Annotated in this window: 20 protein-coding genes, 2 tRNA genes and 1 pseudogene; 9 read left to right on the forward strand and 14 right to left on the reverse strand. The window is 63.8% G+C overall.

The annotated features are described in order from the left end of the window. Positions 1–59 precede the first annotated feature (59 nt). Complete coding sequence (locus tag DIZ22_RS09475; RefSeq protein WP_010336052.1) at positions 60–689, forward strand: DUF308 domain-containing protein; 630 nt, start codon at positions 60–62, stop codon at positions 687–689. Here DIZ22_RS09475 and DIZ22_RS09480 read toward each other — a convergent pair. The 4 genes from DIZ22_RS09480 to DIZ22_RS09495 form a co-directional block, all read right to left on the reverse strand. Further along, positions 671–1,642 carry a glycosyltransferase family 2 protein gene (locus tag DIZ22_RS09480; protein ID WP_010336051.1) on the reverse strand — a complete coding sequence of 324 codons (972 nt, stop codon included), beginning with the start codon at positions 1,640–1,642 and terminating at the stop codon, positions 671–673. The two genes, DIZ22_RS09475 and DIZ22_RS09480, sit on opposite strands and share 19 nt — an antisense overlap. 42 nt (positions 1,643–1,684) lie before the next feature. Next, the gene (locus tag DIZ22_RS09485; RefSeq protein WP_048938172.1) at positions 1,685–3,094 is read right to left on the reverse strand and encodes a hypothetical protein; all 1,410 of its coding nucleotides are present in this window, start codon (positions 3,092–3,094) and stop codon (positions 1,685–1,687) included. 252 nt (positions 3,095–3,346) lie between these two features. Beyond that, the gene (gene tig / locus DIZ22_RS09490; RefSeq protein ID WP_048938173.1) at positions 3,347–4,936 is read right to left on the reverse strand and encodes a trigger factor; all 1,590 of its coding nucleotides are present in this window, start codon (positions 4,934–4,936) and stop codon (positions 3,347–3,349) included. A 63-nt stretch (positions 4,937–4,999) separates the two neighbouring features. Then, positions 5,000–5,084 (reverse strand) — tRNA-Leu (locus DIZ22_RS09495). Positions 5,085–5,203: 119 nt separating this feature from the next. Between DIZ22_RS09495 and DIZ22_RS09500 the strand changes: the two genes are divergently transcribed. The 3 genes from DIZ22_RS09500 to DIZ22_RS09510 all read left to right on the forward strand — a co-directional run bounded on the left by DIZ22_RS09500 (position 5,204) and on the right by DIZ22_RS09510 (position 7,130). Next, the gene (locus tag DIZ22_RS09500) at positions 5,204–5,404 is read left to right on the forward strand and encodes a hypothetical protein (protein ID WP_122928138.1); all 201 of its coding nucleotides are present in this window, start codon (positions 5,204–5,206) and stop codon (positions 5,402–5,404) included. Positions 5,405–5,575: 171 nt separating this feature from the next. Beyond that, positions 5,576–6,181: a sigma-70 family RNA polymerase sigma factor gene (locus DIZ22_RS09505; protein WP_004207570.1), complete on the forward strand. Its 606-nt coding sequence runs from the start codon at positions 5,576–5,578 to the stop codon at positions 6,179–6,181. Beyond that, positions 6,150–7,130, forward strand: coding sequence for a FecR domain-containing protein (locus DIZ22_RS09510; RefSeq protein ID WP_080993612.1), 981 nt, complete (start codon positions 6,150–6,152; stop codon positions 7,128–7,130). Before DIZ22_RS09505 ends, DIZ22_RS09510 begins: the two co-directional genes overlap by 32 nt. Before the next feature lie 6 nt (positions 7,131–7,136). Here DIZ22_RS09510 and DIZ22_RS09515 read toward each other — a convergent pair whose 3' ends face one another. The 5 genes and pseudogenes from DIZ22_RS09515 to DIZ22_RS09535 all read right to left on the reverse strand — a co-directional run bounded on the left by DIZ22_RS09515 (position 7,137) and on the right by DIZ22_RS09535 (position 9,999). Further along, positions 7,137–7,874 (reverse strand): NAD-dependent deacylase, encoded by a 738-nt coding sequence (locus DIZ22_RS09515; RefSeq protein ID WP_122928139.1) that lies wholly within the window; start codon positions 7,872–7,874, stop codon positions 7,137–7,139. Continuing rightward, positions 7,868–8,815: a hypothetical protein gene (locus DIZ22_RS21775; protein WP_048938176.1), complete on the reverse strand. Its 948-nt coding sequence runs from the start codon at positions 8,813–8,815 to the stop codon at positions 7,868–7,870. The genes DIZ22_RS09515 and DIZ22_RS21775 overlap by 7 nt, the downstream gene beginning before the upstream one ends. 29 nt (positions 8,816–8,844) lie before the next feature. Beyond that, a pseudogene (locus DIZ22_RS09525) lies at positions 8,845–8,970 on the reverse strand (NAD-dependent protein deacylase); the annotation flags it as partial. 22 nt (positions 8,971–8,992) lie between these two features. Further along, positions 8,993–9,292, reverse strand: coding sequence for a polyhydroxyalkanoic acid system family protein (locus DIZ22_RS09530; RefSeq protein ID WP_122928141.1), 300 nt, complete (start codon positions 9,290–9,292; stop codon positions 8,993–8,995). Between the two features lie 23 nt (positions 9,293–9,315). After that, a complete protein-coding gene (locus tag DIZ22_RS09535; RefSeq protein WP_122928142.1) occupies positions 9,316–9,999 on the reverse strand; it encodes a fumarylacetoacetate hydrolase family protein in 684 nt (227 codons plus the stop codon). A 109-nt stretch (positions 10,000–10,108) separates the two neighbouring features. On the opposite strand from DIZ22_RS09535, the gene dapB reads away from it, so the two are divergent. From dapB to DIZ22_RS09555, 4 genes are all read left to right on the forward strand, one after another. Continuing rightward, a complete protein-coding gene (gene dapB / locus DIZ22_RS09540; RefSeq protein ID WP_122928794.1) occupies positions 10,109–10,873 on the forward strand; it encodes a 4-hydroxy-tetrahydrodipicolinate reductase in 765 nt (254 codons plus the stop codon). 4 nt (positions 10,874–10,877) lie between these two features. Further along, positions 10,878–11,537: an endonuclease III gene (gene nth, locus DIZ22_RS09545; RefSeq protein ID WP_048938178.1), complete on the forward strand. Its 660-nt coding sequence runs from the start codon at positions 10,878–10,880 to the stop codon at positions 11,535–11,537. 78 nt (positions 11,538–11,615) lie between these two features. Then, entirely contained in the window at positions 11,616–12,002 is a 387-nt protein-coding gene (locus DIZ22_RS09550) for a hypothetical protein (protein WP_048938179.1), read from the forward strand. A gap of 75 nt (positions 12,003–12,077) precedes the next feature. Next, positions 12,078–12,154 (forward strand) — tRNA-Arg (locus DIZ22_RS09555). A gap of 118 nt (positions 12,155–12,272) precedes the next feature. Here the strand turns inward: DIZ22_RS09555 and DIZ22_RS09560 are convergent. From DIZ22_RS09560 to DIZ22_RS09575, 4 genes are all read right to left on the reverse strand, one after another. Next, positions 12,273–12,812, reverse strand: coding sequence for a methylated-DNA--[protein]-cysteine S-methyltransferase (locus DIZ22_RS09560; RefSeq protein ID WP_122928797.1), 540 nt, complete (start codon positions 12,810–12,812; stop codon positions 12,273–12,275). Between the two features lie 94 nt (positions 12,813–12,906). Next, entirely contained in the window at positions 12,907–14,325 is a 1,419-nt protein-coding gene (locus DIZ22_RS09565; RefSeq protein ID WP_169861320.1) for an efflux transporter outer membrane subunit, read from the reverse strand. 2 nt (positions 14,326–14,327) lie between these two features. Then, complete coding sequence (locus DIZ22_RS09570; RefSeq protein ID WP_004207583.1) at positions 14,328–17,507, reverse strand: efflux RND transporter permease subunit; 3,180 nt, start codon at positions 17,505–17,507, stop codon at positions 14,328–14,330. 3 nt (positions 17,508–17,510) lie between these two features. After that, a complete protein-coding gene (locus tag DIZ22_RS09575) occupies positions 17,511–18,701 on the reverse strand; it encodes an efflux RND transporter periplasmic adaptor subunit (RefSeq protein ID WP_048938183.1) in 1,191 nt (396 codons plus the stop codon). Positions 18,702–18,817: 116 nt separating this feature from the next. Here DIZ22_RS09575 and DIZ22_RS09580 point away from each other — a divergent pair, with 116 nt between their 5' ends. Further along, positions 18,818–19,405: a TetR/AcrR family transcriptional regulator gene (locus tag DIZ22_RS09580; RefSeq protein WP_004207585.1), complete on the forward strand. Its 588-nt coding sequence runs from the start codon at positions 18,818–18,820 to the stop codon at positions 19,403–19,405. A 47-nt stretch (positions 19,406–19,452) separates the two neighbouring features. Here DIZ22_RS09580 and DIZ22_RS09585 read toward each other — a convergent pair whose 3' ends face one another. Further along, a complete protein-coding gene (locus DIZ22_RS09585; RefSeq protein WP_048938184.1) occupies positions 19,453–20,733 on the reverse strand; it encodes an amidohydrolase family protein in 1,281 nt (426 codons plus the stop codon). Positions 20,734–20,895: the final 162 nt, after the last annotated feature.

Genomic DNA, 20,895 nt, shown 5'->3' on the forward strand with positions numbered 1-20,895 from the left:
CCATGTGTCACCCCTACCGTTCCACAATCGTTTCAAATCGCGACAGGGGGAACAAGCCGATGGTTTCCGACGTGCATTCCGATATTCCGCCCCATGACGGCCGGGCCGGACCGGGCCTGATCGCCGCCTTCTCCTTCGGTTGGAAGGCGCTGGCGCTGCGTGGCGTGGTCTCGATCATCCTGGGCATCATCGCCCTGGCCTACCCGTTCAGCGCGCTGTTCGCGCTGACGCTGATCTTCGCGGTCTATGCGCTGGTCGACGGCATATTCTCGGCGATCAGCGCCTTTCGCCGGATGGGCCATGGCCGCCACTGGGGCGCGATGCTGCTGCGCGGGCTGCTGGGCATTGCCGTCGGCATCATCTTCATCGTCACTCCGATCGCGATGACGATCACCTATGCGCTGCTGACCGTGTTCCTGATCGCGGGCTGGGCGATCATCGCCGGCGGGCTGGAAATCATCGCCGCGATCCGGCTGCGCAAGGAGATAGAGGGCGAATGGCTGCTGGCGCTGAGCGGGCTACTCTCGCTGCTGCTAGGCCTGTTCGTCCTCTATCTGGCCCTTGCCAACCCGCATGTGTCGGTGGCCATGCTGGGCTGGGGCATCGGCTTCTATGCGCTGGTGACGGGCGTCACCCTGCTGATCCTGGCGATGCGACTGCGCCGCCGGGTTCAATCCTTCAAGGCGTAGTCGCTGGGCGCGCGGAAGGCGAGATAGGCGAGCCGCCGCACTTCGCGGCGGCCGCGCACCACCGTGTCGAGGATGAGGCCACACATGCCGCTCAGGGTCGCCAGGATCATGAGGCCGGTGACCAGGATTGCGGTCGGGAAGCGGGGCACCAGTCCGGTCTGCGCATAGGTGACGATCAGCGGCACGGCCAGGCCGAGCGCGAGCGCCGCGAGGAAAGCGGCGATGATACCGAAGAACAGGATCGGCCGCTCGATGCGATAGAGGGTGATGATCGTGCGCAGGATTCGCCAGCCGTCGCGATAGGTGGACAGTTTGCTCACCGACCCTTCGGGCCGCGCGCCATAGGCGGTCATCACTTCGGACACCGGCATCGCCAGTTCGAGGGCATGGACGCTGATCTCGGTCTCGATCTCGAAGCCGGCGGACAACACCGGGAAGCTCTTGACGAAACGGCGCGAGAAGACGCGATAGCCCGACAGGATATCGGTGAAGCTGCGGCCGAAAAGCTGCTTCAACAGGCTGGTGAGCGCCCAGTTGCCGAAGCGATGGCCACGCCGATAGGCTGCCTCGACCTGGTCGCGGCGGCAGCCCACCACCATGTCGAGATTATCCTGCAGCATGGCGGCGATCATCTGCGGCGCGGCAGCGGCCTCATAGGTCGCGTCGCCATCGGCCATGATGTAGATGTCGGCATCGACATCGGCGAACATGCGGCGCACGACATGGCCCTTGCCCTGCTGGGCCACGCGGCGAACGATCGCGCCCGCGCCGGCCGCCAGTTCGCGGCTGCCGTCGCTGCTGTTATTGTCGAAGACATAGATTTCGGCATGGGGCAGCGCGCGGCGGAAATCCTCCACCGTCTGCACGATCGCCCCGGCCTCATTATAGCAGGGCAGGATAACGGCGACGCGCGGATGACCGACGCCAATGTTCGAAAGATTGTCCATATCCATAAATTGCCCCAACCTATGCTGACCAAATATGGCCGTCGCCCGTCAGACCGGCGGCGGCAACATGTATCGCGCAACGACGGTCAGCGCCAATATGGCTGACGGCACACCCACCGTTGCCACCGCCAATGCCGAATGTCGCCGCATCATGGCCCTTATCGTCGCATCGGACAATGCGAGCGGCAGGGCCAGACAAACCGCCAATGTCGTAAAGAAGAAATAGCGCTGATCGGTCGCCACCCCGACAAGCAGGAAGGTGCCTGTATATATCAAGGCAAGCCATATCAATATCGCGCAGACACGCAGCAGCGCATCGCGCGAGACGCGCAGCGCGGCAATGATCCAAGGCAGCAGCGCCAGCGCGATGGCGACCATCATCACGGGCGAGGTCAGCGGCGAATAGCGGACCTGGTCCAGCAACCGGTTCTTGAACGATCCGCCCCGGTTGCCGGCGGTGTTCAACTTGCGCACGGCTTCGGTATGATGGACCGGCACCCAGAAATAGAGGGTCGAATTATAATGGGTCAGGCGATGGCGCAGATAGGCCAGCGGATGATGCCGGATCGCTCCAGTCCAGCGTGACGACAGCGATGCGCCCCCGCCATCCCGGATAGCCTGCTCGACATTCTTGAGCACATGGCAATTCCAGTGGGCATAGGCCAGCGTATCCCACATGATCGGGCTGTAGCAGCGATGGACATCCTGCGTCAGCGCCTGCGCGCCCGGCAGATCGGCCAGGATATCATCCCCGCCCCGCACCATGATGCCGGCGATGTCGAATATCTGCAGCGACCGGATCGCCCCGGCATCCGATGCGCCAAGGATGCGATGATTGACGATGTTGCTGGCCGGGACCAGCAGCACTCCGCCGACCGCGGACAGCGCCAGCATCAGCACAGGCCGTGCCATCAGCGCCGGCCGGCCGGCAAAGACCAGCATCGGCGCAACCAGGAACACGGCATTGTTGCGGACCAGCGCCGCCATGACGACGATCAGCAGCGCCAGCACCCAGCACAGCGTCCGGGCCGGCCGCGCGGCGACGAGCCCTTCCTGCACCGCCCCGATGATCGCCACGGCCAGCAGCAGCATCACCGCCATCATGATGTCCTTGGCGATGTTGACGCTCATCATCAGCAGCATCGGCTGGGCCGCGAGGAAGATCATGCAATAGGCGCAGAGCCACCGGCCGCGTCGCGCCGGCAGGCTGGCCAGAAGCGCAACGCCGCAGCCGTAGAAGATCGTGTCGAAGGCAAAGATCGGCCCGGTGCCCGCGCCGAACAGGGTCAGCGCTTCCCAGATCCGCGCCATCAGCGGCGGATGCCAGTCGTTGAACCGGCCGGTGACGATCTGATGATATTGGCTGTTGCTGTCGCTGTTCGGCTCACCGGGAAAGCGCAGGAGGAAGAAGGCGAGAAACAGGAACAGGCAGACGCCCACCAGGAGCCACCTGTTCATCAGCAATTGCCCAAGACCCCGACCAGAACCGCCCTTGACGACTTGCATAAGCCCTCCGCGATCAGTTCATCGCCTGATCCCTAGTTTCGGGCCTTCATCAGAATATATTGCAGCGCAAAAATAAAGATCAGGAAAAGCGCGTATGATCCCGGCGTTCGCGCCGAGGGCTGATCGCCACCCGAGACACCATGCAAAACGCCCGCCCTTCCCTGTCGGGAAGAACGGGCGTTCCGATTTGCTGGCTGGAAAGGCTTATTCAGCCTTGGCAGCGGCCTTCTTGGCCGGAGCCTTCTTCGCCTTGGGCTTTTCCTCGGCGACAGCTTCCTCAGCCGGGGCTTCGTCCTTCTTGGCGGCAGCCTTCTTGGCCGGAGCCTTCTTGGCGGGCGCTTCCTCGGCTACGGCTTCGGCCTCGGCGGGCTCGGCCTTCTTCTTGGCAGCAGCCTTCTTCGCCTTGGGCTTTTCGTCATGGTCATGGCCGCAGCCCGGACCGTGGACGTGGGGCTTCAGATCGCCATCTTCGGCTTCGATCGCGGCTTCCAGTTCCTCACGGCTGACAGCACGGTCGCTGACTTCCGCCTTTTCGAACAGGAAGTCGACGACCTTGTCCTCATAGAGGGGCGCGCGCAGCTGGGCGGCGGCCATCGGATCCTGGCGGACATACTGCACGAAACGCTCACGATCCTGCGGGCTGTACTGCTGGGCAGCCTGCATGATGAGACGGTTCATTTCATTGTCCGAAACGACGACATTGTTGGCCTGGCCGATTTCCGACAGCAGCAGGCCCAGGCGCACGCGGCGCACGGCGATGCCGCGATAATCTTCCTTCTCGGCTTCCATTTCGGCCAGAGCGGCTTCCGGATCGGCTTCGTGGCTGGCTTCATGCTGAAGCTGCTGCCAGATCTGGTTGAACTCGGCTTCCACCATGCTCGGCGGAACGTCGAAGTCGTGCGAAGCGGCCAGCTGGTCGAGCAGCTTGCGCTTCATATAGGTGCGGGTCAGGCCATTATGCTCCTGCTCGATCTGGCCCTTGAGCAGATCCTTGAGCTGGTCGAGACCTTCCAGACCCAGCGACTTGGCGAAGTCGTCGTCGAGCTTGGGCTTGTCGGCGTTCAGCACCGACTGCACGGTCACGTCGAAGGTCGCGGCCTTGCCGGCGAGGTGCGCGGCGCCATAATCTTCGGGGAAGGTGACTTCGATGGTCTTTTCTTCGCCCTTCTTCACGCCGCCGAGCTGCTCTTCGAAGCCGGGGATGAACTGGCCCGAGCCGATCTTCAGCTTCACGCCTTCGGCCGAACCGCCTTCAAACGCTTCACCGTCGACCTTGCCGACGAAGTCGATGACCAGCGTGTCGCCGTCCTTCGCCTTGTGGCTGGCGGCATATTCTTCCAGAGCCCCCTGCTGGGTGGCGATGCGGCCGGCCTGTTCCTCGACCTGCGCGTCGCTGACTTCGGCAGTCAGGCGCTCCAGCTTCAGACCGTCGATGCTCGGCGCTTCGATCACGGGCAGAACTTCCAGTTCCACCTTGACCTGCGCGTCCTTGCCAAACTCGAAGCTTTCGTCCAGCTCGACCGAAGGCTGCATCGCGGGACGCAGCTTCTGATCGGCGATCAGCTTCTGAACGCTTTCCTGGATGGAATTGTTGAGCGCGTCACGCTGCAGGCTTTCACCATGCATCTTCTTGACGAGGTTCGCCGGCACCTTGCCGGGGCGGAAGCCGGGCATCCGCACCTGCGGCGCAATCGCCAGCACTTCCTTCTCAACGCGGGCGTCGATATCCTTCGACGTGATGGTCACGGTGTAGGCGCGCTTCAGGCCCTCGTTCAACGTCTCGACAGTCTGCATCTCTTCTCTCAAACGCTTTCTTAGCTGAATCTCGTTGGCGCCGGATCAAGCCAAGCCTGACACTGGTGCGGGCGAAGGGACTCGAACCCCCACATCTTGCGATACCAGAACCTAAATCTGGCGCGTCTACCAGTTTCGCCACGCCCGCATCGGTCGCCGGTCGGCGCGGCATAGAGAAAAGCATTGGCGAGAGCAAGGGATATGGATGCATTGATGGAACCGGCATCCTTGCCCGCGCGTAGCTTCTTCTTTGCAGGAGAGCATAGCATGGCCACCCAGCCCGATCCAGCGCCCGACCCCCTGCCCCCGCCCGACCGGATCGAACCCCAGTCGCCGCCCGAAACGCCGCCGCCCGCGACTCCGGACGAGACTCCGATCAACGAGCCGCCCGAAATCATCCCTGGAGAACCCGACTATGACCAGCCCGACAGCGCGCCGGACGAGGTTCCGCCTGACATAATTTCGTAACCACGCAACAAAAGAAGGCGCCCGAAAACTTTTTTGCAACAGGGTGGAACTTTTTATGGCGGATTACGGAATATGCGTAATCACGTGCTGGACACCCCCCGGAATCCATGATTGAAATGTGACAACAAAAAGAAATTCAGGAGAGGCGCGCTGACATAAAAGGGGGTCGACGTGCATAGGGTTCGCGCCAAGCTAGAGTGGTTCAAGACCGTGATTTTGCCGCAGGAAGCTGCCTTGAGGGGCCGCCTGCGTCGCATTTTGCCCTCCACCCACGAGCTGGAGGATATGGTCGCCGAAGTTCTTGCCCGTGCCTATGCCACGGAGAACTGGGAAAATGTCACCACCGGGCGCGCCTATCTCTTCACCATCGCCCGCAACCTCGTCATCGACACCGCCCGCCGCAACAAGGTGGTGAGCTTCGAGACGATAGCCGATCTGGAATTGCTGGGCGGCGAAAACACCATCGAGGCACAGCTCCACGCCCGCGAGGCGCTCCGCCAGGTCGAAGCGATTGTCGATTCGCTGCCCACCCAGTGCCGCCGCGTCTTCATTCTTCGTCGTATCCACGAAAAATCGATGCTGGAAATAGCGGAGGAAATGTCTCTGTCCGTTTCTACTGTTGAAAAACATCTGGCCAAAGCGATCGGCATAGTTATGCGGGCCTGGGCAGAACGTGAGGAAACGGATTTCGAACGTGCAGGCGTCGGGACCAGGTTCAAACAGCGGGGACAGGGACGCGATCGCGTTGGAAGCCGCGCGCCTGCTGGCCAGGCTTAACAGCGACCCTACCCCCCAGGACGAAGACGAGATATGTGCGTGGATCGAGGCCGATCCGCGCCATGGCGTGGCCTTTGCCCGCGCCGAAGCCGCCTGGGAGGCGGCCGAGCGGCTGAAGAGCGCCGCCGCCGAAGTCAACCTGCCCCCGCTCGAAGCGATCGTCAGCGAGGAACAGCAGCGCCGCCTGTCGCGCAACATCATGATTGCCGCCGGCATCGCCATCGCCTTCTTCATCGTCGCCGCGATCGTCACCATCCGCACTTTCAGCGGCGTGGATCGCTATGAGACGGCGGTCGGCCAGATCCGCGACGTCGCGCTGGCCGATGGCTCCATCCTGCACCTCAACAGCAACAGCGAAGCAGAAGTCCGCTTCACCGACATCGGCCGCAAGGTGCGCGTGCTTAAGGGCGAAGCCTCCTTCGACGTGGCCCATGACAAGGGCCGCCCCTTCGACGTGGAGGTGCGATCGGCCCAGATCCGCGCCGTCGGCACCGCCTTCAACGTGCGCATGCGCCCGTCGGTGGTGGAACTGACCGTCACGCAAGGCACGGTCACGGTCCATTCGGGCAATAGCGGGCTGGAAAAGGTCAGCGCCGGCAGCGGTGCCGTGATCCAGTCGCGCAGCATCGACCTCACCCATCTCAGCCCCAAGCTGATCGACCAGCGCACCGCCTGGCGCGACCAGATGGTCGAGCTGGACGGGGAAACGATCGAGCAGGCGGCGAGCGAGTTCAACCGCTATCGCCGCGCGCCGATCCTGATTGGCGACGCCCGCGTCTCCTCGCTGCGGGTCGGCGGGCGCTTCCGCGTCAGCGACAGCAAGGAATTCCTCTCCGCCCTGCAACTGAGCCTGCCGATCCGCGCGGTGAATGGCGAGGATGGATCGGTGATGCTGCTTTATCGCGATGAACCCGATGGCGCCGACATCATGGCAGCACCCAGCGAATAAGGCCGGTCAGCCGAGCAGGTCGCTTACCAGTTCGGGCACAAGTTCGCTTGCCGGGCCAAGCCGGCTTTCCTCGAAATAGCTGCTGCCCGCCGACGGATCGAGATTGAGCTCCAGCGTTCGAGCGCCATAATGACGCGCCATCTGGACGAAACCGGCGGCCGGATAAACCGCGCCCGACGTGCCGATCGACACGAACAGGTCGGCCTGCGCCAGCGCTTCCTCGATCCGCTCCATATCATAGGGCATTTCGCCGAAGAAGACGATGTCAGGCCGCAGGCTGGGCGCGCCGCAACCGGCGCAGGCGCTGCCGGGCGGCAGCGGATCGGCCCAGGCCACCGCCTTGCCACAGGCGGCACAGAGGGCGGACTTCAATTCCCCATGCATGTGGAGCAGCCGGGTCGCCCCTGCCCGCTCATGCAGGTCATCGACATTCTGGGTGACGATCAGCAGGTCGCCGGGCCAGGCGCGGTCGAGCGCAGCCAAGGCTTCATGCGCCGGATTGGGTGCCACCTCCGCCAGCTTCGCCCGCCGCTCGTCATAGAAACGATGCACCAAGGCCGGATTGCGCGCCAGCGCCTGCGGCGTGCAGACATCCTCCACCCGGTGCAAAATTGGAACTCCGTTTTCGTCAGCGGTTTCCCAGTAGCTGACGGCTCCCTTGGTTCTGAACGTCGCGATGCCGGATTCGGCCGATATGCCCGCGCCGGTGAGGATGACGATGTTCTGGATATCCTGCCTCACCATTCGCGCCATTCGTCTATTTCGTCCACAAGCGCCTTCTGCCGTGCGCAATGCGCCATCTCCTCCAGCACCGCACAGATGTCTTCACGCTCCTCGGTTTCGATCACGCCACCAGCTTTTTCGTCAGCGTCATTGAACCAGATGACGGTTTTCTTGAGGATCGCCCGAACATCTGCCCTTTTCGGTTTTGGACCTAGTTCCTTGAGGGCAGCACAAGCATCGTGGATCGTTGCGCGTGCGGCTGTTGTGAACTCTTCCGGTGGGAATGGCGGTGATGGCGACCAGCGCTCGAAGGGCGTTTCGGATTGAAGCTGGTCCCATGTGAGTTTGCTCAATCGTGTGCGATATCGCTCTTCCTTTGCCGCTCGGTCAGCAGCGTCCTTGGCATTCTTCTTCTCATTTTCGATGACGAAGGCTTCACGATCGTTGGCCCAGCGCCATTCTCCCTCTGCTGCATGATTGGCAGCACGTAATGTAGAGAAGCGTGATCCCGCAGCATAAGTCGCAATCTCATGGGCGAACTGCTGCTCCCTACGGAATACGGCTTGCATACCTACGAAGCTGAATTCGTCCAGATCGCCTTCCCGCCGCCACCAATCATGGAGGACGCCGAATACAGCAGCCCTCCCGGTATGGGCAAAGCGATGCTCATTGATAATGGACGAACTTCCAACCTCAGCGATGCTCGGAGGCGTAGCCCAGATGCCGTCCAGCACAGCGACCGCGACGTGCTTATCATCAACGCCTACCACTTTAATAGCGGCATAGCGATCAGTCGCCGGTGGGGAAAATTCCGAATCTGGCCGGGTGCGGAAGGAATATATTTGCCCGCTTACCGGCTCATTCGGGAAAGGAGCAAATCCAGTGGCGTTCACAGGCACGGTTAACTTCTCCGTCCTGCCGTCTGAGACACCTCCGAAAAGCCGCGTCAGAAAATCCTTCATGCTACCTCGCAAAAACGGAGAAGACGGGCAGAGCATTCCTCCTCCACCCGATGCCCCTCCCACAAGCCATCCGGCTCGCGAAAGGTGGCAAGCCCCCTCTCGGCCGAAATGCCCGCGCCGGTGAGGATGACGATGTTGCGGATGTCGGTCGGCATGGCGGGCACCTCGGCAGCAGGCTTACGCTTTGGTCAGCATCTTCTGGGCGCTGGTCTTGATGAAGTCGGAGATCGGCCCGGACATCATCTTGAGGAACATCGGGATCGACACGGTGCCGCGCACCTTGTCCTCCTCGATCAGCAGCTTGACCGGGATGGTCTGGGCCATGGCCGAGATTTCCATGTCCAGCGCATAGTCGGACGGCCAGGTCGCGGTCATGGTGCCGCCACCGGGGATATGCTGTTCCAGCTTGGGCAGGCCCTGTTCGACCCGGCGCTTCGCCTCGTGACGGCCGAGGTCGTGGGGAATGTCGATATCCATCCTGTTTGTCCTTGTTCTGATGGTCAGTTCTGAAAGGCGATGTCGAGCGGCGGCAGGCCCGCGATGGTCGCCTGCACCGTCTGGCCGGGCGCGATCGGGCCGACGCCGGCAGGCGTGCCGGTGAAGATCAGGTCGCCGGGCGCCAGTTCCACATAGGTGGAGAGAGTGGCGATGATTTCGGGCACCGACCAGATCATGTCGGACAGGTCGCCCGACTGGCGCGGGTCGCCATCGATGCTGAGCGCAATGGCGCCGCTGGCCGGCGGCGTGCCGGGATGGATCGGGCCGATCGGCGCGGAGCGATCAAAGCCCTTGGCCATGTCCCAGGGACGCCCCGCCTTCTTGGCAACCGCCTGCATGTCGCGGCGGGTGAGGTCGATGCCGACCGCCCAGCCATAGATCAGCGCCAGCGCATCCTCGACCGCGACATCCGTGCCGCCCGCGCCGAGCGCGACCACCAGTTCGACCTCATGATGCAGATCCTGCGTGCGCGTGGGGAAAGGCAGCAATGCGCCATTCTCGACCACGGCATCGGCCGGCTTGGTGAAGAAGAAGGGCGGCGCGCGATCGGGATCGCCGCCCATTTCGCGCGCATGTTCGGCATAATTCTGCCCGACGCAGAAGATGCGGCGGACGGGGAGGCGATCGGCGCTGCCGTCGATCGGCAGGGTCGGAACGGAGAGTCGGGGAAGATCGAGCATGGCCATCTCTTAGCCATGGTCGGTCGCCTTTCCCAAGAAATTCATGGTGCCGGATGACAAAGGGCCGCCGCTCTGGCATCGCGCGCTCACTTATCTTCAAGGAACGGATCAGGGCATGACCAGCATCGGGATTTTCGGCGCCGCCGGGCGCATGGGCCGCGCCATCGCGCAGGCCGCGGCGGAAGCCGGGCTGACCGTGGCGGGCGGCACCGATCGCGACGGCAGCGGCGAGTTGGCGCCGGGCGTCGCGATCACCAGCGATCCGCTGGCGCTGGCACAGACAGCCGACGTGCTGATCGACTTTTCCGTGCCAGCCGCGCTTTCCGCCAATCTCGACGCCTGCATCGCCGCGAACAAGCCGATCCTGATCGGCACGACGGGGCTGGAAGCTGAGCATCATGCGCTGATCGACCAGGCGGCAGCCCGCATCCCGGTGCTGCAGACCGGCAATACGTCGCTGGGCGTCAACCTGCTCGCCGCGCTGGTGGAAAAGGCCGCCGCCAGCCTGGGCGACGATTGGGACATCGAGATCGTCGAGATGCATCACCGCCACAAGGTGGACGCGCCGTCGGGCACCGCGCTGCTGCTGGGCGAAGCAGCGGCGAAGGGGCGCGGCATCGCGCTGGCCGACCATAGCGAGCGCGGCCGCGACGGCATCACCGGCGCACGGGCGAAGGGCGCGATCGGCTTTGCCGCGCTGCGCGGCGGATCGGTCGCGGGCGACCATCAGGTCATCCTGGCGACCGAGGGCGAGCGGATCGAGCTTGGCCATCGCGCCGAAAACCGCAGCATCTTCGCGCGCGGCGCGATCAAGGGCGCAAGCTGGCTCGCCGGCCAGCCGGTCGGCCGCTATGACATGAAGGGCGTATTGGGGCTCTGATGCCATGAACAAGGCGCAGATCTTCGACTTTTTCAGCCGCCTGGCAGAGGCCAATCCGGCGCCGGTGACGGAGCTGGAATATGGCAATGCCTATCAGCTGCTGGTCGCTGTCACCCTGTCGGCGCAGGCCACCGATGTCGGCGTCAACAAGGCGACCCGCGCCCTGTTCCGCGAAGTCGAAACGCCCCAGCAGATGGTCGATCTGGGCGAGGATGCGCTGAAGCAGCACATCAAGACGATCGGACTGTTCAACACCAAGGCGAAGAATGTCATCGCCCTGTCCGAGATATTGGTACGCGATTTCGGCGGTGAGGTGCCGCAGGATCGCGACGCGCTGACCACCCTGCCCGGCGTCGGCCGCAAGACCGCCAATGTCGTGCTCAACACCGCCTTCGGGCAGGAAACCTTCGCGGTCGACACCCATATCTTCCGCGTCGGCAACCGCACCGGCCTGGCGCCGGGCAAGACGGTGCTGGCTGTCGAGGACAAGCTGGAAAGGCGCGTGCCCCAGCCCTTCCGCCGCGACGCGCATCACTGGCTGATCCTGCATGGCCGCTATGTCTGCAAGGCGCGCAAGCCCGAATGCTGGCGCTGCATCGTGTCGGACCTGTGCCGCTTCAAGCCCAAGACGCCGGAACCCGGCAGCGTCGCGAAAGCCGCCTGATCGCGCCGGCCAGCGGTGCTAGGATCGGTACGGAAATCAGCTCCGCGAATCGTCTTTTCAGCGCGAAGGAGAGAGACAATGTCCATCCGCCCCATTCTCACCGCCGGCCTGCTGCTGGCCTGTGGCCTGACGCCTGCTTTCGCCAAGACCAAGGACAAACCGGATCCCTATGTGCCCAGCGGCGATCCGGTCGATTGCATCTCGATAAGCCAGATCCGATCGAGCAGCGTCCGCGACGATCGCACCATCGATTTCGAGGTGAGCGGCAAGAAAATCTACCGCAACAGCCTGCCCAACAGCTGCCCCAGCCTGGGCTTCGAGCGACGCTTTTCCTATCGCACCAGCATCTCGCAGCTCTGTTCGGTCGACATCATCACCGTGCTGTTCAACGCCGGGCCGGGCCTGCAACCGGGCGCCAGCTGTGGCCTGGGCAAATTCCAGCCGATGGTGAAGGCCCCGAAATAAGTTTCGGGAACAGGTGATTTTGTGGCTGGCGCGGTTCGAAGCCCTTTGCTAAGCGCCCCTTCTGACCAGCGTCATGCACCCATAGCTCAGCTGGATAGAGCGTTGCCCTCCGAAGGCAAAGGCCAGTGGTTCGAATCCACTTGGGTGCACCAAAATCTCGCATAGATCGGCTGGCTGACGCGCAGTTTCCTATTTTAGCGTTACGGAACGCTGGCGCCGATTGGTCGATTTCTGAGCCGTGATGCGATCAACGCATGATGACGAGGCGGCCTAAACCGATCTCGCTCCGGCATCGGCAAGCGGCATTGGCGCGAACGAAAAAAGATTGTCCCCGCCCTGCTCCAGGTCGAGCAGATATTTCTTGGTTTCCATCCCGCCGGCAAAGCCGGTGAGCGCGCCGTTGCTGCCGACCACCCGGTGACAGGGCGCGATGATCGAGATCGGGTTGCGGCCATTGGCGGCGCCGACGGCACGGGTCGCGGTCGGGCGGCCGATGGCGCGGGCGATGTCGGCATAGCTCCGCGTCTCGCCGAACGGTATGTCGAGCAGCGCGGCCCAGACCTGGCGCTGGAAATCCGTGCCCTGAAAATGCAGCGGGACGGAGAAATGCCGCCGCTGGCCGGCGAAATATTCCGATAGCTGGGAAGCCGCGTCGCGCAGGACCGGATGGTCGGTTGCTTCGGACCGGGCGCCCAGGCGGACGCGGGCGGGATCATCGTCGGGCCACAGGACCGCCATCAGTCCTTCGTCACTCGCGACCAGGGTCAGGTCGCCGACCGGCGAGGGCATCGTCATACAGGCCAGGGTCATCGTCATCCTCCATGCGTCATCGCTGGAGATAGGCGATGATCCCCGCCCCCGCTTCCTGCCGCTTGCGGTCAAAGTCCGCAAGCGGCAGGCCGCATCATTTCAGGCCGCCACCCATGGCGCGATACAGTTCGATCATGTTGGTGAGCCGCGCCAGCCGCGTCGTCACCAGGCTCTGCTCCGCGCTCGACAGGGTCCGCTGCGACACCAGGGTCGGCAGGAAGCCGTCGACACCCGCGCGGAAGCGGGCCTGCGTCAGGTCATAGGCCTTGCGCGCAGCATCCCGCTGCGAGGTCTGCGCCTCGACCTGATCGGTCATCGTGCCACGCCGGGCGAGCGCATCGGCGACTTCGCGGAAGCCGGTCTGCACGCTCTTTTCATAGGTGGCCAGCATCGCGTCATAGGTCGCCCTGGCGTAACGCAGATTACCCTTGTTCCGGCCGAAGTCGAAGATCGGCAGGGTCGCACTGGGCGCCACCGACCAGGTATCGCTGCCCGACTTGAACAGGCCGGACAGGCCAAGGCTGACCGTGCCCAGCGCCGCCGTCAGCGACAGCTGCGGGAAGAAGGCCGCCCGCGCCGCACCGATATTGGCGTTGGCCGCGATCAGTTGATGCTCGGCCGACGCGATGTCGGGCCGGCGCAGCAACAGGGTCGAGGGCAGTTCCGCCGGAAGATTGTCGAGCGTGACATGGCCTTCCGGCAGGGCCGAGGGCAGATCCTCGCTGCCGAGCGTCGTGCCCGCCAGCAGGTTCAGTGCATTCTGGTCCTGCGCGACCAGCGTGGTAGCGCTGGCGATGGCGGCCCGCGCCTGGTCATAGCTGGTCTGTGCCTCGCGCACTTCCAGTTCGGACGCGATGCCCTTGTCGAAGCGGGCCTTGTTGAGGTCCAGCGTCTCCTTGAACGCGGTCGCCAGCGTCCGCGCGATCGACAGCAATTCCTGATCGGCGGCCATGTTCACCCAGGCCGTCGCCACTTCCGCCACCAATGCGGTCTGGGCCGCATTGCGGTTTTCGACCGAGGCGAAATATTGCTCCTGCGCCGCCTTGGTCAGGTTGCGCACCCGGCCGAACAGATCGATTTCCCAGGCAGAGATGCCGACCTGCGCCTGATAGACGTCGGTGTTCAGGCGCTGGCTCTGGCCGAACTGGACCAGCGGCTGTTCCGAATAGGTCGCCGTGCCGGTGGCCCCGACGGTCGGCAACAGATCGGCCCGCTGCACCTTATATTGCGCCCGTGCCTGCTCGACATTGGCCACCGCAATGCGCAGGTCGCGATTGTTGGCGAGGCTCGTCTCGATCACCCGCACCAGGCGCGGATCGGTGAAGAAATCGCGCCAGGCGGTATCGGCCGGCACGATCGCCGCGCCGCCGTCCGCCGCGGCCGCATAGGCCGGCCCCTGGGGGCTGGCCTGCGGCACCGGCAGTTCGGGGCGGGCATATTTGGGCGCCATGTCACAGGCGGCCAGCGTCAGCGCCAGAGAGGCGACCGACATTGCTTTGATATTACGCAACATTCTTATGCCTCCTGCGGTGCGTTCGGCGTTTCGCCGTCGGCGTTACGCTGTTCTTCCCCTTCATGATGTTCGCGGAACAACCGCTTCACCACGGTGAAGAAGACCGGCACGAAGAAGATGGCGAGGACGGTGGCGGACAGCATGCCGCCGACCACGGCCCAGCCGATGGCGTTCTGGCCACCCGCGCCCGCGCCCTTGGACACGGCCAGCGGCAGCACGCCGAAGATGAAGGCGAAGCTGGTCATCAGGATCGGCCGCAGACGCAGCTTGCCCGCTTCCAGCGCCGCCTTGGCGGGCGGCAGCCCTTCGCGCATCTTCTCTTCGGCAAATTCCACGATCAGGATCGCGTTCTTCGCCGACACGCCGATGGTCGTGATCAGGCCCACCTGCAGATAGATGTCGTTGTTGAGGCCCGCCAGCGTCGCCGCGATCACCGCGCCGAGCACGCCCAAGGGCACGACCAGCATGACCGCAATCGGCACCGACCAGCTTTCATACAGCGCAGCCAGGCAGAGGAAGACGATCAGCATCGAGAGCGCATAGACATAGGGCGCCTGTCCACCGGAAGTCTGTTCCTCATAGGAAATGCCGTTCCAGGCATAGCCGATACCGGCCGGCAGCTTGGCCGCGAACTCTTCCATCGCCTGCATCGCGGTACCGCTCGACACGCCGGGTGCCGGGGCGCCCTGGATGTTCATCGACGGCACGCCATTATAGCGTTCCAGACGGGCCGGGCCCTGGACCCATTCCGTGGTGGAGAAGGCGGAGAGCGGCGCCATCACGCCCGTGCTGCCACGCACATGATAGGCGTTGATCGCGTCGGCCGAGGTGCGGAACGGCGCATCGGCCTGGACATAGACGCGCTTCACACGGTCGCGGTCGATGAAGTCGTTGACATAAGATCCGCCCAGATTGGTGCTGATCGTGTCATTGACGTCCGACTGGGCGATGCCCAGCGCACCAGCCGCCGCCTGATCGACATTCAGCTTCAGCTGCGGCGTATCTTCCAGACCATTGGGACGGACCTGCGCCAGGCGCTTGTCGCCCATCGCCATGCCCAGCAACTGGTTGCGGGCTTCCAGCAGCTTCTCATGACCAAGATTGGCCTGATCGAGCAGCTGGAAGTCGAAACCGGACGCATTGCCCAGTTCCTGCACGGCCGGCGGCACGAAGGCGAAGGCCATGCCCGACGAGATCTTCTGGAACGCCATATTGGCGCGCAGGGCGATCGCGGGGACGCGGTTGTCCGCACCCGACCGTTCATGCCAGTCCTTCATGCGGGCAAAGACGATGCCGACATTCTGGCCCTGGCCCACAAAGCCGAAGCCGGCGACCGTGAACACGGCCGAGACATTCTTCTTCTCGTCGACCAGATAATGGTCGCGCATCCGGGCGAGGGCCCGCTCGGTCTCTTCCAGCGTCGTGCCCGCGGGCAGCGACACCTGGTTGATGATGATGCCCTGGTCCTCGTCCGGCAGGAAGCCGCTGGGCAGGCGCAGGAAGATGAAGGCCATGCCGACCACCACCAGGCCATAGACCAGCATGGTCCGAACCCAGCTGCGCTCGACCTTCTCGACGCCCTTGCCATAGCGCACCACGCCCTTGTCGAAGGTGCGGTTGAACCAGTCGAAGAAGCGGCCGAGGATCGAACCGATCGGCCCGTTCCAGCTATGCCCGTGCGAGGCGGGCTTGAGGATGGTGGCGCAGAGCGCCGGGGTCAGGATCAACGCGACCAGCACCGACAGGATCATCGACGACACGATGGTGATCGAGAACTGGCGGAAGATGACGCCGGTCGAGCCGCCGAAGAAGGCCATCGGCAGGAACACCGCCGACAGCACCAGGCCGATGCCGATCAGCGCGCCGCTGATCTCGTCCATCGACTTCTTGGCTGCTTCCTTGGGGCTGAGCCCTTCATCCTGGATCAGACGTTCGACATTCTCGACGACGACGATCGCGTCGTCGACGAGCAGGCCGATCGCCAGCACCATGCCGAACAGGGTCAGGGTGTTGATGGTGAAGCCGGCTGCGCTGAGGATCGCCAGCGCGCCCAGCAGAACCACCGGCACCGCAATCGTCGGGATCAGCGTCGCACGCCAGTTCTGCAGGAACAGGAACATGACGACGAACACCAGCAGCACGGCTTCGAACAGGGTATGGACCACCTGCTCCACCGACAGCTTGACGAAGGTCGAGTTGTCGACCGGGAAGTCATATTTGACCCAGCTGGGGAAATTCTTCGACAGCTGGTCGACGCGCGCCTTGACCGCTTCCACCGTGTCGAGCGCGTTGGCGCCCGGTGCCAGCTTGATGCCGAAGCCCGATGCCGGATGGCCGTTGAACTTCACGCCGAAACCATAGGTTTCCGCGCCCAGTTCGACCTTGGCGACATCCTTCATCAGCACGACCGAACCGTCGCTGTTGCTGCGCAGGCGGATATTCTGGAATTCCTCCGGCGTGCGCAGGCGCGACTGGGCGGTGACGGTGGCGTTGAGCGCCTGGCCCTTGGGCGAAGGCGAACCGCCGATCTGGCCGGCCGACACCTGGGCATTCTGCGCGGTGATCGCCGACTTCACGTCGCCGGTGGTCACGCCCAGATTGGCCATCTTGTAGGGGTCGAGCCAGATGCGCATCGCATATTGCGAACCGAACAGCTGGGTATCGCCAACGCCGGTGACGCGACTCAGCGGATCCTGAAGACTGGACGCGATAAAGTCCGCCGCGTCTTCCTGGTCATGGATGCCGTCGTCGGAATAGGCCGCCATGATGAGCAGGAAGCTGGACGTGGACTTGCCCACGCGCAGGCCCTGCTGCTGCACTTCCTGCGGCAACAAGGGGGTCGCCTGCGACAGCTTGTTCTGCACCTGCACCTGCGCAATGTCAGGATCGGTGCCCTGCTCGAAGGTCAGGGTGATGTTCAGATTGCCCGACCCGTCGCTGGTGGACGAGAAATAGCGCAGATTGTCGATGCCCTTGAGCTGTTGCTCGATGATCTGCGTCGTCGTGCTTTCCAGCGTCTGGGCGTTGGCACCGGGATAGGTGGTCTGGATCGTCACCGCCGGCGGGGCGATTTCCGGGAACTGCGCGACCGGCAGCGACCGGATCGCGAGCAGGCCCGCCAGCATGATGACGATGGCGATGACCCATGCGAAGATGGGCCTGTCGATAAAATAGCGGGCCATGGCTTAGTGCGCCTCGCCCGCGTTCGACGCGCCTTGTGCAGCGGCCGGCTTCGCGCCGCCTTCAGGCGCGGTCACCTGCTGCGGCGCGCCGGGCTTCACCACCGTGCCGGGGCGCAGATTGACCAGCCCCTCGACGATCAACTGATCGCCCGGCTTCAGGCCGCTGGTGACGATCCACTTGTCGCCGATCGCGCGGTCGACGGTGACCTGGCGCATCTCGACCTTGTTGTCCTTGCCCACGACCATCGCCGTAGCCCGGCCGCGCGCGTCGCGCGAAATGCCCTGCTGCGGGGCCAGGATCGCCTGGGTGCGCTCACCCTCGATCAGCTTGGCGCGGACATACATGCCCGGCAGCAACAGGCCGTCGGCGTTGGGGAAGATCGCGCGCAGCGTGACCGCGCCCGAGCTGGAATCCACCGTCACATCGGCGAACTGCAAGCGGCCTTCACCCGGATAGACGCTGCCATTGGGCAGGATCAGCTGGATGCGGGCGCCCTGCGCCTCGCTGATGCCGCCGGCCTTCATCGCCTGCTTGAGGTCGATGATCTGCGCGGCCGACTGTGTCACGTCGACATAGACGCGGTCGGTGCGCTGGATGGTGGTCAGCGGATCGGCCTGACCGGTCTGGACCAGCGCGCCCGGCGTCAGCAGCGAACGGCCGATACGGCCCGAAATCGGCGCGCGGATGCGGGTGAAATTCTGGTTCACCTGCGCTGCCTGTACCGCGCCCTGCTGCGCCGCAACATTGGCGCGCGCCTGCTGGGCCGCGGCCGCCGCGTCATCATATTCCTGCTTCGACACCGCGTTTATGCCGACCAGATCCTTGTAACGCTGGGCCTGCAGCCCGGTCGAGCGGATCGCCGCCTGGGCATTGGCCAGCGAACCCTGGGCTTGGGCGAGCGCCGCGCGATAAGGCGCGTCCTCGATCTCGTAGAGCAGTTGCCCGGCCTGGACATTGCCGCCTTCGGTAAACAGGCGGCGGCGGATCACGCCGCTGATCTGCGGCCGGACTTCGGCCGTTTCAAAAGCCGAGATGCGGCCCGGCAGTTCGTTCAGCAACGGTGCCGACTCGGTCTTGAGCGTCACCACGCCCACGCTCGGCGGCGGCGGTGCGGGCGGCGCTTCCTGACCGCAAGCGCTCAGCGCAAGGGCCGAAACACAGGCCAGCAATCCGAAGAAGTTCCCCTTTTGCATCAATTTTCCCAATCCGATAAATATCGCAGGACCGGAATGAACGTTCATTCCGCTTGCCGCGCACCTAAGAAGCTGTCAGAGGGAATTCAAGAGAAAAACAATTTTCCGAGGGTAAAATGGTTGCAGCGCAGCATGAAAAAAGCAGTCGCGACCGTGTACTTGCAGCGGCGCGAGACCTGTTCAACAGCCATGGTTTCCACCAGACGTCCATGGCCGAACTCGCTTCCGCCGCACAGGTATCAGTGGGGCAAATATATCGGCTTTTCAAAGGAAAGGAAGATATCATCGAGGCTATCGTCCATGCCGACGCCGATCAGTGGGCGGAGGACGTCGATATCCTGCGCAAACGACTCGACAGTGGCGAGTTGAGCATCGACGATACGTTCGAGCAACTGATGTTGCACGTCATTGACGAAAAGGATGAGGCGCTGTCCTTCGACATCCTGGCCGAAAGCTTCCGCAATCCGACGGTCGGCGAGATGATCGGCACCATGTGCGGCCGTTTCCGCGACGATATTCGCGACTTTGCCTGCGCCGCCAATCCTGAGCTTTCGGGCGAGGCACTGGACGGCGCGGAGGAGATGATCCTGGCCTGCATGTTCGGCCTGGGCCATCGCAGCCTGTCGCGCCCCAATCTCAGCCCGGAGGCGTCGGCCCGGCGCGCCGCCCAGATGATCGTGGCAGGCCTGAAGGCCGTGCGCTGATCGCAGCGAAAGCCGGTTCACACCGATCGTGAACCGGCAGCGGCGGATCACTCCACCAGTTCGCCGCCCTTCACCACGTCGCTGACATGCTGCAGCAAGGTGACGTCCTTGAGCGGATCACCCTGCACCGCGACGATGTCGCCATAGCGGCCGACCGCGATCGCGCCGACATCGGCCTCCCAGCCCAGCGCCTTGGCGCCGCTGACGGTCGCCGCCTGGATCGCCTGCATCGGCGTCATACCCCATTCGACCATCTTGGCGAACTGCTTGCCATTGTCGCCATGGGGATAGACGCCGGCATCAGTGCCGAACAGCATCGGCACGCCCGCCTTCACCGCCTTGCGGAAGGTTTCGCGCTGCAACCGCCCGATCAGTTTCTCCTTGTCCAGGCTTTCCTGTTCGGTGCCATTGGCCGTGCCGGTCGCCAGGATATAATCGTCATTATAGATATCCATGTCGAACCAGGTCTTCCTGCTCGCCGCCAGCTTGATCGTCTCGTCATCGGCCAGGCTGCAATGTTCGATCGTGTCGATCCCGGCCTCGATCGCGGTGCGGATACCGTCATTGCCATGGGCATGGGCCGCAACCTTGAGGCCCAGCATATGCGCCTCGTCGGCGATTGCCTTCATCTCGTCAAAGCTCAGTTGCTGCGCGCCGACCGCGTCGCCCAGCGAGAAGACGCCGCCGGTCGCACAGATCTTGATCACGCGGGCGCCATATTTGTGCAGCCAGCGCACCTTGGCGCGGCCCTCCTGCGGGCTGTCGACCACCGAAGGTTCCTTGCGGTCCATCGAGGGCGGCAGGCCGCCGCCATCGCAATGGCCGCCGGTCGCACCGATTGCATAGCCGGCCGGAATGATCCGCGGCCCGACAATCTGCCCCTCCTCGATCGCCTGCTTGAGGCCCACATCGGCAAAATCGGCCGAACCGACATTGCGCACCGTGGTAAAACCGGCCTTCAGCGTGATGCGCGCATTCTTGACGCCCACGGCCGTCCAGAAACTGTCGGTGTAACGCAGCCCCTGATAGCCGCCTACTTCCGCCAGGCTGGTCAAATGGACGTGCATGTCGATCAGGCCCGGCAGGATGGTCTTGCCCGACAGGTCGATATGCCGAACGTCGCTGCCCCAGCGCACGGTCCGGGCGTCGGCGATGCCGGTAATGCGACCATCGGTGATGAAGATGGCCGGATGATCGACCGTCTTGCCGGCCAGCACATCGACCATATGGTCCGCGGTGACGACCACCTGCTCGGCAAGCGCCGGCGCGGCAGCCAGCGACAACAGGATGGTGGTGGCCATGGCCGATGCCCGGACAGTCTTCAACATGCGATGCAAATCCCCTTGGGCGATCGATGTCCGGGCCGCGTATGGCCGGATCATCATTGCCCCAAGCCCCTGACCTAGCGACCAAAGCCCGCCAGCATCAAGGGCAAAGATGGATGGCGGCATCGCGCCGCCCACCCCCGTTTCACCCCCGTCCACCGCAAG

This window comes from Sphingobium sp. LF-16, from assembly GCF_003711185.1.
Classification (GTDB): Bacteria; Pseudomonadota; Alphaproteobacteria; order Sphingomonadales; family Sphingomonadaceae; genus Sphingobium; species Sphingobium yanoikuyae_A.